Raw genomic sequence first — 16,593 nt, 5'->3', positions numbered from 1 at the left:
GACCCCCACGCCTCAGAAAGGCAGACACATGAAGACTCGTGGTGCGTCCATCGCCGCATGCCTCACGATCGGCACCCTGTTCCTCACCGCTTGCGGAAGCGGCGGAGACAGCGACGCCGGTGGAGACTCCGGTCCGATCACGCTGAAGTTCCAGTCGCTGTCCGACCAGCCCGCGGCCATCGCCGCGACCGAGAGCATCGTCTCCGACTGGAACGAGGCCAACCCCGACGTCCAGGTCGAGATCGTCCCCGCGGGGTGGGACGGCATCTACGACAAGCTCATCACGCAGTTCAACGGTGGTGCGGCGCCGGACATCATCCACTACGAGGCCGCGAGCATCGTGCCCTTCGCGGCGGACGGATACCTGGCCGACCTCTCGGAGTACATGTCCGACGAGTTCCGCGCGGACGTCCCCGAGGGCATCCTCGACGCGGTCACGGTCGACGACAAGGTCATCGCGTACCCCACCGAGCTCCAGTCCTACATGGTGTTCGCGAACAAGACGCTGCTCGACGCCGCGGGCGTCGCGATCCCCACGGGCGAGACCATGACGTGGGACGAGATGCGCGCGATCGCGCAGGCCACGACCAAGGACGGCACGTACGGCCTGGGCTGGGGGCTCAAGAGCCCCACCGCCGCGTACATGTCCTTCGCGCCGGGCTTCGGCGGCACCTACTTCGAGGGCAGCGGCGCGGACGCGACGCTGTCGATCGGCGAGGGCGAGATGGCCGTGCCGAACCTCGTGGACGCCATGGCGTTCGAGGACAGGTCGATCCTGCCGGTGACCCTGAGCCAGACCGGTTCGGAGACGCTCGCGACGTTCTACGCCGGGCAGGTCGCCATGACGATCCAGGGCTCGTTCCAGGCCGCGAACATCGCGACCGACGCCCCCGAGGGCTTCGACTGGATCGTGCTCCCACCGCTCGAGGGGTCGGAGGGTGCGCAGCAGGCCGCCAACCCGCAGACCCTGTCCGTGAACATCGACTCCGCGCACGTCGAGGAGTCCGCGGAGTTCATCGAGTTCTTCACGCAGACCGACAATCTGGCCGCTCTCAACGAGGCCGACGCGCTCATCCCCGCGACGACCTCGGCGCAGGAGGCCCTCGCGGCCAAGCTCGGCACCGAGAACGGCTGGGACGTGATCCTCTCCTCGGGGCAGCACCTCGTCTCCGCGCCGTACCTCTTCGTCGACGCGTACGCGCAGTGGAAGGACACCGTCGCGACGCCGGCCTACCAGCGCTTCCTGGCGCAGGAGATCGACGCCGACGGCGTGGCCACCGAGCTGACGACCGGCTGGGAAGAGATCACCAAGTAGTGCAGCCGTGGGGGGGGGGGGGGGGGGGCCCCCCGCCGCCCGCCCGCACGGACGACGACCACGGGCGGCCTCGAGCCGCCCGGACGCAGAACGACGAACGACAGGGAGTGACCTCGTGAGCTGGCTGGACGAGAAGGCAGTGGCGGTGATCACCGGCGCAGCCGTCGGCGACGCGCTGGGTGGGGCGACCGAGGGGTGGACCCCGGAGCAGATCGAGGAGCGTCACGGCGGACGGGTCACCGGCATCGTCGGGCCGTTCTACCCGAACTGGCAGGACGCCCGCCCCATCGCGCCGTACCACAAGGGCGACGGCCACATCACGGACGACACCCTCATGACCCAGGCGCTCGTCGAGGTCTACGCCAAGCGCCGGGCGCACCTCGACGCGTACGCCGTGGCCGAGGACCTGGTCCCGCTCATGATCGGCGAGCCCCGCTGGATCCCCGAGCTCGAGTCGACGGCCCTGCTGCTGCAGCGCGTGTTCCTCGCGGAGAAGTGGATCGTCGCGCGGCTCCACTACGGGCACGTCGACCCGCGCGAGGCCGGGGTCGGCAACATCGTCAACTGCGGCGCGGCCATGTACGTGGCCCCCGTGGGGCTGGCCAACGCGGGTGACCCGCGCGGCGCGTACGCCGAGGCGATCGACCTCACGGGCGCCCACCAGGCGAGCTACGGTCGCGAGGCTGCGGGCGTCTTCGCCGCCATGGTCGCCGCGGCGGTCGCCCCCGGTGCGACCGTCGAGGACGTCGTGGCGGCCGCGCTCGACGTCGCGCACGACGGGACGCTCGCCGCGCTGCGTGCGGTCGTCGACGCTTTCGAGGGCTGGACCTCGGTCCCCACGACCGACGAGGAGGAGCGCGCGCTCGCCCGCAAGGTCCGCGAGGTCGTGGCCCCCTTCGACTCGGTGGGCCCCGAGTACCGGCAGATGTCGATGGACGCGCGCCGTCCCTCGCGCACCAAGGCCATCGAGGAGCTGCCCGCGGCGCTCGGGTTCGTGCTGGGCCACCGCGGCGACTTCCGCGGCGCGGTGCTCGGCGCGGTCAACTACGGGCGCGACGCCGACTCGATCGCCGTCATGGCGGGTGCGATCACGGCCGGGCTCGGCGGGACCGAGGTCGTGCCGACCGAGTGGCTCGACGAGATCGAGCGCGCGAGCCGCACCGACGTCCGTGCGACCGGGCGCCTCATGGGGCAGGTCGCGGGCGACATCCTGCGCGCCGACCGCGAGGCCGCGAAGGCCCGCCTCCTGGCTCTCGACGAGATCGAGGCCGCGACGGTGGGAGCCCCGGCGTGAGACTCACCTGGGCACAGCCCGAGGACCTGCTCGCGCACGAGCTCGTCCAGTCGACGATCGAGGGCAAGGACGTCTCGGGCGTCGTCGCACGGTGGACCGCGGCGGGCGGCGACACCGTCCCGGCCGTGAGCGGCGCGGGCCCCGTGCCCGCGCCCCCGGCGCTGCGCGACCTGGCGCGCGAGCTCCTCGACGAGCTCGACGCCCTGCCCGCGGCGCCGGCCCCGGCCGAGCCGGACGGGTGGGCGCAGATCGCCGCACTCCTCCCGGCAGCCCCGGTTCTCCCCACGGTGCCCGACGGCGAGCTCGCGCGCCGCGTGCACGGCGCCTGGACCGGACGCTCGGCAGGGTGCCTCCTGGGCAAGCCTGTCGAGAAGATCCCGCGCCAGGGCATCGAGGAGATCCTGCGGGCCACAGGTCGCTGGCCCCTCGCGACGTGGTTCACGGCGGTCGGGCTGCCCGACGACGTCGCGGCGCGCTGGCCCTGGAACCGGCGCAGCGCCCCGACCTCGCTCGAGGAGAACATCGACGGGATGCCCGAGGACGACGACCTCAACTACCCGATCCTCGCGCTCGCCCTGCTCGAGAAGCACGGCACGGGCTTCACGACCGACGACGTCGCCCAGCTCTGGCTCGACAACCTGCCCGCGGGGCGCGTCTTCACCGCGGAGCGCGCGGCGTACCGCAACATCCTCGACGCGCGTCCCGTGCCCGAGACCGCGACGCACCAGAACCCGTTCCGGGAGTGGATCGGTGCGCTCATCCGCACCGACGTGCTCGGGTGGGTCGCCCCCGGCGACGTCCGGAGCGCGGCGTACCTCGCATGGGTCGACGCGCGCCTGAGCCACACGCGCAACGGCGTCTACGGCGCCATGTGGGCGGCGGCGCTCGCCTCGGCGTCGATGGTCTGCGCGAGCGTCGAGGACGTGCTCGACGCGGCCCAGACCGTGCTCCCTCCCGGCAGCCGGATCGCGCAGGCCGTGCGCCTGGGCCGCGAGGCCGCGCTGGACGGGGACGTGAGCGTCGGCCTCGACCGGATCCACGCCGCCTACGGGGACCTGCACTGGGTCCACGTGCTCAACAACGCGGCCGTCATCGCGTACGCCCTGACCAAGGGTGCAGGGGACTTCGGGACGAGCGTCTCGATCGCGGTCACCGCGGGCTGGGACACCGACTCGGCCGCCGCGACCGTGGGCGGCGTCGTCGGGGCCCTGCTCGGGACCGACGGGATCGGGCAGGCATGGACCGGACCGGTCGACGGCCGCATCGCGACCTCGCTCCCCGGCGGGGAGCAGCGCATCGACGACCTCGTCGCCCGGACGCTCGCGCTGCGGCTCACGGAAGCCGTGGTCCCGGTGGCCGACCCTGCTGACCCTGCCGACGCTGCCGGCACTGCGAGGGTCGGCGCATGAGCCCCGACCCGAGCACGCACCGCCGGGGGCGCGTCGTCGTCGTCGGTTCGGCCAACGTCGACCTCGTGGTCGACGTCCCCCGACACCCCGGCGGCGGCGAGACGATCCTCGGCGGCGACCTACGCCGCAGCCCCGGCGGCAAGGGGGCCAACCAGGCCGTCGCCGCGGCCAGGGCGGGCGGCGCCGACACGACGTTCGTCGGGGCCCTCGGCCGCGACGAGTCGGGCGAGCTGCTGCTCGCCTCGCTCGACGGCGCAGGGGTGCGTACCGACCTCGTCGGACGCACCGCGGCGCCCACGGGCACCGCGCTCATCACGGTCTCGCCCGACGGCGAGAACGCGATCGTCGTCGCCCCGGGTGCGAACGCGCACGTGCGCATCGGCCCGGAGCAGGCCGAGCGGATCGGGGCCGCGGACGTCGTCCTGACGCAGCTCGAGATCCCGCTCGACGTCGTCCTCGCCGCGGGTGCCGCCCGCCGGCCGGGGGCTGTGCTCGCGCTCAACGCGGCACCGTCCCGCGACCTGCCCCACGCGATGTGGGCCGCGCTCGACCTGCTGATCGTCAACGAGCACGAGGCACGCGACCTCGCGGGGGAGGCCGCCGACGCCGCCGGGGCCGGTGCCCCGGTCGATCCCACCAGCCCCGCCGACCCGGCCGCCCCCACCGACCCCGTCGACGCCGCCGAGCACCTGGCCGCGACCCTGCTCGCCAGGGTGCCCGCCGTCGTCGTGACGCTCGGCGGTGCAGGGTGCCTCGTCGCCCAGCGCGGCTCGGCCCCCGTCCGCCTCGCGGCCCCGCGCGTCGACGCCGTCGACACGACCGGCGCGGGCGACACGTTCTGCGGCGTGCTCGCCGCCGCCCTCGCGGGCGGGTCCACCCTCTTGGACGCCGCCCGGACCGCCTCGTTCGCGGGCGCTCTGGCCGTGACCCGGCCCGGGGCCCAGGACGCCGTGCCCACGGCCGACGAGGTCGCCACCTTCGCCCACCCGGAGCAGCAGCCATGAGCTACACGTTCGACCCGCTCGTCCCCCGCCCCATCGACCTCCCGACGGTCGTCCCGCTCGACGCCGCCACCGATACCACCGACGGCACCACCGACACCGCGCAGGACCTCGCCGCACTCGACCAGGCGAAGATCTTCGCCGCGCCCGACGACCCCGCGCAGTGGGCCGCGTGGCGCGAGCGGCTCGAGGCGTGGCGTACCGACGCGCGCGAGCGCCACGGCTTCACGGGCGCCGTGTACGAGCGACCGCAGGCCGCGTGGGCCGCGAGCTGCTTCACGATCGCGCAGGTCTGGCTGTGGGACGAGCTGCTCTACTCGTTCGAGGAGAACCGCTTCACACCCGAGCGCTTCCTGGCCGACGCGCGCGAGCGCTTCGCGGACCTCGACGCCGTGGTGCTGTGGCACGCGTACCCCGTCATCGGGATCGACGACCGCAACCAGTGGGACTTCTACCGTGACGTCCCGGGCCTCACGGGGCCGGGTGGCCTGGTCGCGACCCTGCACGCCGCGGGCCTGCACGTGTTCGTCGACTACAACCCGTGGGACACGGGCACGCGCCGCGGGGAGGGCGACCTGTCCGAGCTCGCCGTCGTCGTCGCGGACCTTCCCGCCGACGGCGTCTTCCTCGACACGCTCAAGAAGGCCGAGCCCGAGCTCGTCGAGCGGCTCGAGGCCGCCCGGCCGGGCATCGTCCTGGAGGGCGAGTCCAAGCTCGCGGTCGAGCGCATCGAGGACCACTCGTCGTCGTGGGCGCAGTTCTTCGCCGACTCGTCCGTGCCGGGCGTGCTGCGCGCGCACTGGTACGAGCGCCGCCACATGCAGCACCACGTGCGCCGCTGGAACCGCGACCACACTGACGAGCTCCAGTCCGCCTGGATCAACGGTGTGGGCGTCATGGTGTGGGAGGTCGTGTTCGGGGTGTGGGTCGGGTGGAGCGAGCGCGACGCCGCGACCCTGCGCCGCATGGTCACGGTCCAGCGCGCCGCCAAGGACCTGCTGCTCGACGGCGGATGGACCCCGCTCACGGACCTCGCCCCCGAGGCGCGCGAGGCGGGCGTGCACGCGTCGCTGTTCTCGCACGAGGGCGTCTCGCTGTGGACGCTCGTCAACCGCGGCGAGGACGACTGGACGGGCCCGGTCCTCACGGACGCCCCCGCCGGCCGCCTGATCGACCTGACCGGCCTGGCGGCCCCTGCCGCCCCCACCGACCCGACCGGTTCGCCGGTCGACACGACCGGTGGCACCGTCGACGGAGCCGGTGCCATCGCTCCATCCGTCACGGTCCCGGGGCGCGGCATCGCCGCGCTCGTGCACGTCGCGCCCGCCGCCGCCGAGCCCGACTGGCTCCCCGGCCTGGTGGAGGACATGCGCCGCCACGCACCGAGCGCGGACGCACGGTTCCCGCACCGCCTCGCGCGCCGGATCGTGCCGCAGGCCCCGGCGGCCCGGCCCGCAGACGCCGCACCGACCCACCCCGGGACCGGAGCGGGCCAGGACGCCGAGGCGAGCGCCGTCGTCGTGCCCGCGGGGCCCTACGTCCTGACCGTGCGCTACCGCGCCCGCGAGACCGGGATGTACCAGGGCGCGCCCTACGTCGAGGAGTGGAAGCCCCTCGCACCGCGGCTGCACGACCCGCGCACGCTCCAGCGCGACGGCGAGCTCGCCGCTCCCGTCGCGGTCGCGGCCACCGAGGTCACCAACGCGCAGTTCGCACAGTTCCTCGACGCGACCGGCTACCGGCCGGCCATCCGACACCGGTTCCTCGCGCACTGGGTCGCCGGCCGACCGCCCGCGGGGCGCGAGGACGAGCCCGTGACGTTCGTCGACCTCGACGACGCACGCGCCTACAGCGCGTGGCGAGGGGGCCGGCTCCCGAGCGAGGACGAGTGGCAGCTCGCGGGCGAGACCGGCGGACTGCTGCGCGGTGCCCCCGTCGTGTGGAACTGGACGGAGAGCGAGCACAGCGACGGCCGCACGCGGTACGTCATGCTCAAGGGCGGCGCGGACCACGAGTCGGTCGGCTCCGAGTGGTACTTCGACGGCGGCGTCCAGCGCCCCGAGTTCAGCGCCAAGCTGCTCCTGCCGGGCCTGGGCCTGGCGCGCAGCTCGAGCATCGGCTTCCGGTGCGCGTGGACCGTGAACGAGGTGACGGCATGACGGTCTCGCGCGACCCCCAGGACGGCGCGCTCGCGGGCCTCAAGGTCGTCGACGCCTCGACCCTCTTCGCGGGGCCCATGGCCGCGATGCACCTCGGCGACATGGGCGCCGACGTGATCAAGGTCGAGCACCCCACCAAGCCCGACCCCTCGCGCGGGCACGGCGCCGCGAAGGACGGCGTCAACCTCTGGTGGAAGACGCTCGGCCGCAACAAGCGGACCGTGACCGTCAACCTGTCGAGCGACGGGGGCCGGGAGGTATTCCTGGCGCTCGCGGCCGAGGCCGACGTCGTGATCGAGAACTTCCGGCCCGGGACGCTCGAACGCTGGGGCCTGGGCTACGAGGAGCTCTCGGCGCACAACCCGCGCCTCGTGCTTGCGCGCATCAGCGGGTTCGGGCAGGTGGGGCCGTACCGGTCGCGTCCCGGCTTCGGGACGCTCGCCGAGGCCATGAGCGGGTTCGCGGCCATGACGGGCGAGGCGGACGGCCCGCCGACCCTGCCGCCGTTCGGCCTCGCGGACGGCGTCGCGTCGCTCGCGACCGCGTTCGCGGTCATGGTCGCGCTCCAGAGCCGCGAGCGCTCGGGGCGCGGCCAGGTCGTCGACACCGCGATCATCGAGCCCATCCTGGCCATGCTCGGGCCGCAGATCACGCGCTGGGACCAGCTGCGGACCGTGCAGCCGCGCACGGGCAACCGCTCGGCGAACAACGCGCCGCGCAACACGTACCGCACGAGCGACGGCCAGTGGGTCGCGGTCTCGACCTCGGCGCAGTCGATCGCGGAGCGCGTCATGCGCCTCGTGGGGCACCCCGAGGTCATCGACGAGCCGTGGTTCGCGGTGGGCGCCGAGCGCGCCCAGCACGCCGACGAGCTCGACGCGGCCGTGGGCGGGTGGATCGCGCAGCGCACGCGCGACGAGGTCGTGGCGGCCTTCGAGGAGGCGCAGGCCGCGGTCGCGCCCATCTACGACGCGCAGGACATCGTGGGGGACCCGCAGTTCCAGGCGCTCGGCACGCTCCACGAGATCGAGGACCCCGAGCTCGGGCCCATGCTCATGCAGGGACCGCTGTTCCGGCTCTCGGACCACGACGGCGTCATCGGGTTCACGGGCCGCGCGCACGGCGCCGACACCGACGAGGTGCTGGGCGAGCTGGGCTTCGACGCCGAGCGCGTCGCCGCGCTGCGGGAGGCGGGGGCCGTATGAGCACCCCGCCGCTCACGCTGCTCTACGCCCCGGGAGACCGGCCCGAGCGCGTCGCCAAGGCGTTCGCGACGTCCGCCGACGTCGCGATCGTCGACCTCGAGGACGCGGTCGCCCCGGCGGCCAAGGAGTCCGCGCGCGCCTCGGCCATGGCGCTGCTGGCCGAGGTCTCGCGCCGCGTCCAGGTGCGCGTCAACCAGCGCGGCACGCCCTGGCACGCCGACGACGTCGCGGCGGTCGCGATGCTGCCCCGCGCCGTGGGGGCTCGCGTGCCCAAGGTCGAGTCGGCCGACGAGGTCCGCGACCTCGCCGCCGCGCTGCCCGGGCGCGACCTGCACCTGCTGATCGAGTCGGCGCTCGGGGTCGAGCGCGCGTTCGAGATCGCGTCCGCCTCGCCCCAGGTGGCGTCGGTCGGCCTCGGCGAGGCCGACCTGCGCTCGGACCTGCGCGTGGACGACGACGGCGCGCTGGCCTGGGTGCGCAGCCGCCTCGTGGTCGCAGCGCGGGCCGCGGGCCTCCCGTCGCCGTCCATGTCGGCGTACACGCACGTCAAGGACCTCGACGGGCTCGTGGCCTCGTGCCGTGCGGGCCGTGCGCTCGGCTTCCTGGGGCGCACCGCGATCCACCCCGTCCAGCTCGACCCCATCCGCGAGGCGTTCCTCCCGAGCACCGACGAGGTGTCGCGGGCGCGCGAGGTGCTCGACCGCGTCGGCACCGCGGCCGCGCGCGGGGTCGGGGCGATCGCGCTCCCCGACGGCACGTTCCTCGACGTCGCGATGGTCGAGCGCGCACGCTCGGTCCTCGCGGTCGCGGGGGAGGCGACGGCCTGAGCGCTGTTCTCCCGGGGGCCGCCCGCGCACCGGCGCGCGAGCGGGCCCCGTCTGCTCCACCTGCACCGAGGTACCCGCACGAACCGATCCACCTGCACGCACCGACGAACCGCCTGATCACGCTTCTCGAAGGAGAGAACGATGACCACAGTGCCCCTCCCGACGACACCACCGCGCGTCCCTCGCTCGCGACGACGGATCGCCGCCCTCCTGGCCGGGGTGGTGGGAGCGGGCGGCGTCGTCGTCGGGCTCCCGCTCGCCGTGGCCGGGCCCGTCGCGGCCGCTGAGCAGGGCACGCTCGTGCCCGGCAGCGCGCCCTCCGAGGCGCTCGGCGCGGGCGGCGCCGTCGACTACACGGTGTACCTCCCGCCGGGCTACGACGAGGACGCCGAGCAGCGGTACCCGACCGTCTACCTGCTGCACGGGCGCGGCGACACGCAGGCCGCGTGGCAGCGCGTCGCGACCGACCTCGACGAGCTCATCGGCACCGAGGCGATCCAGCCCCTGGTCGTGGTCATGCCCGACGCGCCCTGGAACGACCGGGGGAGCTGGTACACGGACTCGGCCTACGAGGGTTCCGCGGACTCCGCTGACGGCGCGGGTCTCCAGGTCGAGACCGCGCTCACGCGCGACCTGGTCGGGCACGTCGACGCGACCTACCGGACCGTCGCCGACCGTGAGGCACGCGCTGTCGGCGGCTACTCCATGGGCGGGGCGGGCGCGCTGCGCCTGACCCTCGCGCACCAGGACGAGTTCTCGGCGGGCATCGTGCTGAGCCCCGCGGTGTACGTCCCCCAGCCCCCCGCGGACTCCTCCGTCCGTGACCACGGGGGCTACGGCGTCGGGCACGAGCTGTTCTCGCCCGAGCGGTACACCGAGCTCTCGTACCCGGCGGCGCTCGCTGCGCTCGACCCGGCCCTGCCCGTGCACCTGTTCGTCGCGGTCGGCGACGACGAGTGGGCCAACCCCGACCCCGCCGAGGCCAGCCACGACATCGACTTCGAGTCCGCCCGGCTCTACAACACCGCGCGCCGCGTGCCGGGGGTGACGGCCGAGCTGCGGGTCATGAACGGCGGCCACGACTGGGACGTCTGGCAGCCCGCGTTCCGCGAGGCGATCGTCGACGTGTCCTCGCGCCTGCGCACCGAGCCCACCGTGCCGTGGGACGCTGAGCTGCTCGGCTCCGCGGGCGACGACCGCGCGGGCGGCATCCTCACCACGCCCGACGGCGGCACGACCGTCGCCCTGAACCTCGCCGGGGCGTGGGCCGGGTCGCAGCCCGCGGGCGGCCTCGACGTCGTGCTCGCCCGCCGCGACGCGGACGGTGCGCCCCAGTGGCAGCACCCGATCGCGACGGCCGCCGACGAGCGCGCGTACGGCGTGGTCGCCGGACGGGCCGGGACGACGCTCGTCGCCGGGTACACCAAGGGGGACCTCGACGGGAAGCACCCGGGCTCGACGCGCGACGACGGGTTCGTCGCGGCCGTGACCGCCGCGGGCGAGCGCGCCTGGACGCTCCAGACGGGCGACCCCGCCGCGGCCGACCGCTTCTACGCCGTCTCGTCCGACGGGGCGGGCGGCGCCTACGTCGCCGGGTACACGAGCGGGACCGTCCCCGGCGGGACGAGCGCGGGGGACAAGGACGCGATCGTCGGGCGCGTCTCGGCCGGGGGCGAGCTCCTGTGGCTGCGCCAGGTCGGCGGGGCGGGCGAGGACAAGGCCCTCGCCGTGGCCCCCGGCCCGGACGGTTCCGTGTACGTCGGCGGGGTCGCGGGGCAGGGCATGCCCGGCGCACAGGCGGCCGGCGCCAACGACGGCTGGGTCGCGCGGTACGACGGCGCGGGCGAGCTCGTGTGGCTGCGCGGTGTCGCGACGTCGGCCAACGACCAGGTGAGCGGGCTCGTGGCGCGGGCCGACGGCTCGGTCGTCGCCGTGGGGCACACGCGTGGCGCGCTCGGCGGGGAGTCCGCAGGGGACAACGACGTGTTCGCGCGGGCGTTCGACGCGCGCGGCGAGGTCCTGTGGACGACGCAGACCGGCACGGCGACCGACGACCGCGGCGTGACCGGCGTCGCCGGGGCCGACGGCACCGTGCTCGTCGTGGGCACGACGTACGGGGCGCTCGGCACGCCGGTCGGCGGCGTGGACGTGTTCACGCTGGCGCTCGCGGCCGACGGCACGCCCGGGGCCGTGACCCAGCTCGGGACGCGTGAGCGCGACGGGGCCGACGAGTGGGACGACGCGAACCTGTTCGCCGCGGCGGCCCCCGGCGTGGACGGCGCGTGGTTGAGCGGTCTGACGTTCGGGGCTCCGGCCGGCCTGGTGAACGCCGGGGCAGGGGACGTGTTCGTGACCCGGGTCGAGTTCGCGACCGGGCCGTCGGTGCCCTCGACCGAGGTCGGCGTCGAGGCGACGGCGCGCTGCGTCGGGGGCAGGGCGCAGGTCTCGGTGCGAGCCCTCAACGGCGGCGACCACCCCGTGGACGTCGCGGTGTCGACGCCGTTCGGGAGCAAGAAGTTCACGGCCGTCGGGGCCGGGAAGAGCGCGCAGCAGACGTTCTCCGCCCGTGTGCCGGCGATCGAGGCGGGGGCGGCGACGGTCACCGTGCTCGAGCCGTCGGGGCCGGTCGAGGTCCTCGCGCCGTACGCGGCGGTGGACTGCGGGGCCTGACGGGGCCAGCCGCGGGAACCTGAGCGCCGAGCGTGCAGTTCGGGTCGTCGTCGAGCGTCGGTGACGGCCCGAACTGCACGCTCGACGACGGCGTGACACCCGACGGCGGAGCGCACCTCGGAAGGTGCGCTCCGCCGTCGGGCAGGGCAGGGACGACTCAGCAGGTGAGGTTCGACCCCGTCGTCGTGCCCAGGATCTGCGCGAAGCGCTGGAACGCCGCGATGCGGCTCTGCACCTGCGCAGGGTTGCCGCCGTTGCACTCGAGCGTGCCGTTGATCGACCGGATCGACTCACCGAAGCCCGAGCCGCCCACGATCGCCTGGTGACCGGACATCGTGCCCGCACCCGACTGCGTGTTCCAGAACCACAGGCCCGTCTTCCAGGCCACGGCCGGGTCGGTCTCGACCAGGTACGGGTTGTTCAGCAGGTCGATGCCCAGGGCGTCGCCCGCGGCCTTGTAGTTGTAGTTCCACGAGAGCTGGATCGGGCCCTTGCCGTAGTACGCGGACTGACCCGCGGGGCAGCCGTACGACTGGCTCGCGTCGCAGTAGTGCGGGTAGTTCGCGGTGTTGATCTCCTTGACGTAGACCAGCGCGCCCGTCTCGTGGTTGACGTTCGCGAGGAACGCCGCCGCCTCACGCTTGGCGACCTCGGTGCCGCCCGACGTGGCGAACTGCGGGTACGCGCTGAGCGCCGCGACCAGGCCCTGGTAGGTGTAGAACGGGTTCCGGTTGGGGAACATCTGGTTGAACTGGGCCTCACTCACCACGAAGCCTCCCGTGCCGCCACCGGTGCTGCCACCCGTGGTGCCGCCCGTCGTGCCGCCGGTGGTGCCGCCGGTCGAGCCGCAGGCGCCCTGGGTGCGCCAGACGCCCCACTGGCCCGTGGTGCCCGGGGCCTCGCCCTGGGTCCACCACCCGGCCTTCCAGTTCTGGCCGTCCTTCGAGACGACGGCGCCGCCCGTGTACACCGCGGACGAGGACCACGCCGGAGCGCACACCTCGGCAGCGGCCGCACGGGGCGCGGGTCCGGCGATCGACCACGCGAGGGCCGTCGTCAGGAGAAGAGCAAGGAGGGCCAGCACCGTCGCTGGTCGTCGGATCGTTCGTGCCGTGAGCATGCACGTGCCTCTCGTCGATAACAGGGGACGTCTGCGAGCCTGTCGGGAGGTCCGGGCGATGGTCAACGCACGTAGGGGGTACTACGTAGGGCGCTCGTTGCTCGTGCGGCGTCGCCGAGCGGAGTCCTTCCGCGCAGGGAACACCTCCTGATAGGTTGTGCTATCAGGAGGTGGGGCGGTTGTCAGAGGATCACTCGTCGCCGGTCGAGAGGGCCTTTGCTGCCCACCTCGGACGGGTGGCGCGTCGGGCCGACGCGGCGCGGGACGAGGCGCGTTCGTCGCTCGTCCGGGCGGTCCGACAGGCGACGGACCTGGGATGGAGCCAGCGACGGATCGGTGCGTCGATCGGTCGGAGCCAGCCCGAGGTCCATCGGTTGCAGCGTGTCGCAACGAAGACCGCGGACGAGGTCGTCGAGGAGCAGACCCTCCTCGACCGTGTCATGGAGGAACGTGCAGCGGTCGTCCGGGTTGCGGCGAAGCACGGAGCCGCAAACGTCAGACTCTTCGGCTCGGTGGCCCGAGGCGAGGACACGGCCGAGTCGGACGTCGATCTCCTGGTGGACCTGGAGGCCAGTGTCGGACTGTTCGCGCTGGGTGCGCTCGAGGTCGAGCTCGGGGAGCTCCTCGGGCGTCGGGTGGACGTCGTACCGGCCCGCGCGCTCCGGCCGGAGGTCGCGGCGACGATCGAGTCGATCCCGCTGTGAAGCGCGGAGACCGGGAACGGGCCGAGGAAGCGCTGCACCACCTGGGCATCCTGCGGCGGCACGTCGCGGGGCGCTCCTGTGGACAAGTCTCCGGCGGACCGGGGCGGTCGGTATGGTCGCCCCGGCTCCGCGCTGGAGCCTCGGACGCAGTGCGGGGGGTGCCATGCGAGGGGGGCGTCCTGAGCGCGGTGCTGGCGGCCGCGCTCGTGGCGGGCTGCGGCGGGAACGGCTCGGCGGCACCCGCGGCGGTCACGCTCGCTGACGCGCCCGAGCACTACGGCGCCGTCCTCGCCGACGTCCGTGAGGTGGTCGACGACGAAGCCGGACCCCGTGAGTGGACGTCCGTCGAGCGGGCGCCGATCGTGTGGGAGGTCGCCGAGGGCCGGTGCCCGTTCTGGACCCCGGGGTGGCGCGCCGAGGAGCCGATCAGCATCGACGGCTCCTGGGCACAGGTCGTCGACACCCTCGACGCCGTCCTGACCGAGCACGGGTTCCACGCCCTCCACGAGAACGAGTCACCCACCGGCGGCTGGGCGTTCCTCTCGGCCGAGGACGCCAACGGCGCCGTCCTCACGCTCCGCTCGACCGGGCACACCGAGGTAGGGGTGTCCGGGGGATCGGTGCTGCGCGGTGAGGCGGCGGGGTGCCCGGGGTGGGAGGAAGGCTAGGCGTCGGTCTTCACCACGGTGCTCGCCCCCGGGCCGGGTGCTCGGGTCAGGGGATGCTCCTGCCGCGTCGGGCAGTCGCGTGGGCAAGCTCGCCGAGGCCCTCGGCATCGAGCCCCGGCCAGCCGTGGACCAGGTCGAGCCACTCGGCGGGGAGGTCGCTCGTCCCGTAGCGCGCGCCGAGGAGCGCCCCCGCGATGGCGGCCACCGTGTCGGTGTCGCCCCCGATCCTGACTGCTGCCTGCAGCGCGCGCAGGGTGTGCGGCGCGCGCTCGGCCACGGCGCCCGACGACGCAGCCGAGCCGTCGCGCTCCAGTTGGGCTCCGCCGTCGGGCACCTTGGTGGAGGCGATCGCGTGCCACGCGGCCTGGAACGCCGTGACCGTGAAACCGTTGGCCCCGAGGTCGGCGGTGGGACGATCCTGCTCGGCGTCCGCGATCCATGCCGCCCAGAGAGTCCGTCGACCGGGCGGCAGGAGGTCGAGTCCCGTGCGGACGTCGAGCATCCCCTGAGTGATCGCGACCCGGACCGCCTCCGACCACAGCACGCAGGACTCGCCCGCGAGCGGGTCGGTGTGCGTGAGCTCGGCGACGGCGCGGGCTGCGCGGGCCGTCTCGGTGCGGTCGTCCAGGGCGACCACCCCGACGATCCCGGTGCGCATGAGCGCACCGTTGCCCGCTGTCCGGCCCGTCGAGACGTGGAGGGCCTGGCTCGCCGCGCGCAACCTCGCGGCCGGTCGCCCGGGGAGGTGCGCGGCGTTCCTCAGGACGGCGGCGGTCTGCGTGCCGACGTCGGACGCGCCCCCGGTGAGCCACGCCTCGAAGGCCGCGGCGACGTCGTCGAGCGGGCCCTCGGTCGTCAGTCCCCGACCCTGTGCCGCGACGCGAGCGACGCACACCGCCATCTGCGTGTCGTCGCTCCACTCGCCGGGTGCGTAGGGGCCGAGCCCACCGCCGCGCATGACCGCGGCCTCGTCGGCGCGGGGCGGCGTCGCGAACTCGTACGGGACGCCCAGGGCGTCGCCGCACGCCTGCACGACGAGGACGCCTGCGGCACGGTCGAGGAGGTCGGGGGCGAGGTGAGTGGTCACGGGGAGAGCGTAGGGGGCGCAGGACCTCGGGGAGCAGCGGGGGCTGAGTGACGAGCGCAGTGCCCGCCGAGTGTGCAGTTGGGGCTGTCTCCGGGGCGTTCGGACCACCCGAACTGCACGCTCGGCGTTCGCGCACTCCTCCGGAGGCCCGTGTCGGCGGCGGCTGGGAAGGTGGGATGCGGGAGGCCCCGCACCGTGCGGGACCGGGAAGGTCGTCATGAGCTCACCGACGCAGCCCCGCACGTACCCGCACGGGGTGCCGTGCTGGGTGGACACCGAGCAGCCCGACGTCGACGCCGCCACCGCGTTCTACGGCGCCCTGTTCGGGTGGACGTTCACCGACAAGATGCCGCCCGGCGCACCCGGGCGCTACGTCGTCGCCTCGCTCGACGAGCGGGACGTCGCGGCGATCGCCTCCCCGCCCGACGGGAGCGACGCGACGCCCGAGTGGATCACCTACGTCGCGGTCGACGACATCGGCGTGACGGCCGGGGCGGTCGCGGCCGACGGCGGCGTGCTGCTCTCCGGCCCCGAGATCGTCGGCCCACCCGGACGCATGGCCTCGGTCCAGGACCCGCAGGGCGCACGGTTCCGCCTGTGGCAGGCCGGCACGCGCCTCGGCGCCCAACGCGTCAACGAGCCGGGGACCTGGAACTTCAGCAACCTCCTCACCCCCGACCCCGACCGCGCCCTCGACTTCTACGGTCCGCTGCTCGGGTGGGAGCTCGACCCCGAGCTCGGCGCCGGGATGTTCCGCGTCCCGGGCTATGGCGACCACCTCGCACGGACCGTCGATCCCGGCATCCACGAGCGGCAGGAGTTCGCACCGCCGAGGTTCGCCGACGTCGCCGCGGGAGTCGCACGCGTGTCCGGCCCAGCGCGCTGGGACGTGGCGTTCTCCGTCGCCGACCGGGACGAGAGCGCGACCGCGGCCGAGCGGGCCGGTGGGGTCGTGCTGGCGACGTCGGAGAACGAATGGGTGCGCGAGGCCGTGGTGCGCGACCCGCAGGGAGCAGAGCTGACGCTGTCGCAGTTCGCGCCGCAGGAGTGGGGATAGGAAGACCCGTCCCAGAACCGGTTGGCGCGCCCATCTATCCGTCGGCCCGACAGAGGTGCTCACTGATCACTAGGCAT

The 16,593-nt window shown here is 74.2% G+C and carries 13 protein-coding genes; 11 read left to right on the top strand and 2 right to left on the bottom strand.

From position 1 onward, the window contains the following. Nucleotides 1-28: 28 nt before the first annotated feature. From WFH32_RS14200 to WFH32_RS14165, 8 genes are all read left to right on the top strand, one after another. Entirely contained in the window at nucleotides 29-1,315 is a 1,287-nt protein-coding gene (locus WFH32_RS14200) for an ABC transporter substrate-binding protein (RefSeq protein ID WP_336707982.1), read from the top strand. A gap of 115 nt (nucleotides 1,316-1,430) precedes the next feature. After that, nucleotides 1,431-2,609, top strand: coding sequence for an ADP-ribosylglycohydrolase family protein (locus tag WFH32_RS14195; protein ID WP_191794486.1), 1,179 nt, complete (start codon nucleotides 1,431-1,433; stop codon nucleotides 2,607-2,609). Further along, nucleotides 2,606-4,018, top strand: coding sequence for an ADP-ribosylglycohydrolase family protein (locus WFH32_RS14190; RefSeq protein ID WP_336707981.1), 1,413 nt, complete (start codon nucleotides 2,606-2,608; stop codon nucleotides 4,016-4,018). The genes WFH32_RS14195 and WFH32_RS14190 overlap by 4 nt, the downstream gene beginning before the upstream one ends. Next, a complete protein-coding gene (locus WFH32_RS14185) occupies nucleotides 4,015-5,022 on the top strand; it encodes a ribokinase (protein ID WP_336707980.1) in 1,008 nt (335 codons plus the stop codon). The genes WFH32_RS14190 and WFH32_RS14185 overlap by 4 nt, the downstream gene beginning before the upstream one ends. After that, nucleotides 5,019-7,178 (top strand): SUMF1/EgtB/PvdO family nonheme iron enzyme, encoded by a 2,160-nt coding sequence (locus WFH32_RS14180; RefSeq protein ID WP_336707978.1) that lies wholly within the window; start codon nucleotides 5,019-5,021, stop codon nucleotides 7,176-7,178. The genes WFH32_RS14185 and WFH32_RS14180 overlap by 4 nt, the downstream gene beginning before the upstream one ends. Further along, nucleotides 7,175-8,383: a CaiB/BaiF CoA transferase family protein gene (locus WFH32_RS14175; protein WP_191794482.1), complete on the top strand. Its 1,209-nt coding sequence runs from the start codon at nucleotides 7,175-7,177 to the stop codon at nucleotides 8,381-8,383. Before WFH32_RS14180 ends, WFH32_RS14175 begins: the two co-directional genes overlap by 4 nt. Next, nucleotides 8,380-9,210 (top strand): HpcH/HpaI aldolase/citrate lyase family protein, encoded by an 831-nt coding sequence (locus WFH32_RS14170; protein ID WP_191794481.1) that lies wholly within the window; start codon nucleotides 8,380-8,382, stop codon nucleotides 9,208-9,210. Before WFH32_RS14175 ends, WFH32_RS14170 begins: the two co-directional genes overlap by 4 nt. A 141-nt stretch (nucleotides 9,211-9,351) precedes the next feature. Continuing rightward, the gene (locus WFH32_RS14165; protein ID WP_336707977.1) at nucleotides 9,352-11,880 is read left to right on the top strand and encodes an alpha/beta hydrolase-fold protein; all 2,529 of its coding nucleotides are present in this window, start codon (nucleotides 9,352-9,354) and stop codon (nucleotides 11,878-11,880) included. A 157-nt stretch (nucleotides 11,881-12,037) separates the two neighbouring features. On the opposite strand, the gene WFH32_RS14160 is transcribed toward WFH32_RS14165, so the two are convergent. Then, nucleotides 12,038-13,000 carry a glycoside hydrolase family 19 protein gene (locus WFH32_RS14160; RefSeq protein WP_336707976.1) on the bottom strand — a complete coding sequence of 321 codons (963 nt, stop codon included), beginning with the start codon at nucleotides 12,998-13,000 and terminating at the stop codon, nucleotides 12,038-12,040. Between the two features lie 374 nt (nucleotides 13,001-13,374). Here WFH32_RS14160 and WFH32_RS14155 point away from each other — a divergent pair, with 374 nt between their 5' ends. After that, complete coding sequence (locus tag WFH32_RS14155; protein WP_336707974.1) at nucleotides 13,375-13,704, top strand: nucleotidyltransferase family protein; 330 nt, start codon at nucleotides 13,375-13,377, stop codon at nucleotides 13,702-13,704. 158 nt (nucleotides 13,705-13,862) lie between these two features. Next, entirely contained in the window at nucleotides 13,863-14,372 is a 510-nt protein-coding gene (locus WFH32_RS14150) for a hypothetical protein (RefSeq protein ID WP_336707973.1), read from the top strand. A 46-nt stretch (nucleotides 14,373-14,418) separates the two neighbouring features. Here WFH32_RS14150 and WFH32_RS14145 read toward each other — a convergent pair whose 3' ends face one another. Then, nucleotides 14,419-15,459, bottom strand: coding sequence for an ADP-ribosylglycohydrolase family protein (locus WFH32_RS14145; protein ID WP_336707971.1), 1,041 nt, complete (start codon nucleotides 15,457-15,459; stop codon nucleotides 14,419-14,421). Between the two features lie 217 nt (nucleotides 15,460-15,676). On the opposite strand from WFH32_RS14145, the gene WFH32_RS14140 reads away from it, so the two are divergent. Continuing rightward, on the top strand, nucleotides 15,677-16,516 hold the full coding sequence (locus WFH32_RS14140) for a VOC family protein (RefSeq protein WP_336707969.1): 840 nt from the start codon (nucleotides 15,677-15,679) through the stop codon (nucleotides 16,514-16,516). Nucleotides 16,517-16,593: the final 77 nt, after the last annotated feature.

Origin of the sequence: Oerskovia sp. USHLN155 (assembly GCF_037145535.1) — a bacterium.
GTDB classification, from domain to species: Bacteria; Actinomycetota; Actinomycetes; order Actinomycetales; family Cellulomonadaceae; genus Oerskovia; species Oerskovia rustica.
Note: the sequence above shows the minus strand (reverse complement) of the source record. Positions and strands in the feature narration are given on the sequence as shown.

Bases quoted from the DNA above. Each gene is read 5' to 3' on its own strand.
- WFH32_RS14200 (WP_336707982.1), top strand. From the start codon at position 29: ATGAAGACTCGTGGTGCGTCCATCGCCGCATGCCTCACGATCGGCACC.
- WFH32_RS14185 (WP_336707980.1), top strand. From the start codon at position 4,015: ATGAGCCCCGACCCGAGCACGCACCGCCGGGGGCGCGTCGTCGTCGTC.
- WFH32_RS14180 (WP_336707978.1), top strand. From the start codon at position 5,019: ATGAGCTACACGTTCGACCCGCTCGTCCCCCGCCCCATCGACCTCCCG.
- WFH32_RS14175 (WP_191794482.1), top strand. From the start codon at position 7,175: ATGACGGTCTCGCGCGACCCCCAGGACGGCGCGCTCGCGGGCCTCAAG.
- WFH32_RS14170 (WP_191794481.1), top strand. From the start codon at position 8,380: ATGAGCACCCCGCCGCTCACGCTGCTCTACGCCCCGGGAGACCGGCCC.
- WFH32_RS14165 (WP_336707977.1), top strand. From the start codon at position 9,352: ATGACCACAGTGCCCCTCCCGACGACACCACCGCGCGTCCCTCGCTCG.
- WFH32_RS14160 (WP_336707976.1), bottom strand. From the start codon at position 13,000: ATGCTCACGGCACGAACGATCCGACGACCAGCGACGGTGCTGGCCCTC.
- WFH32_RS14140 (WP_336707969.1), top strand. From the start codon at position 15,677: ATGAGCTCACCGACGCAGCCCCGCACGTACCCGCACGGGGTGCCGTGC.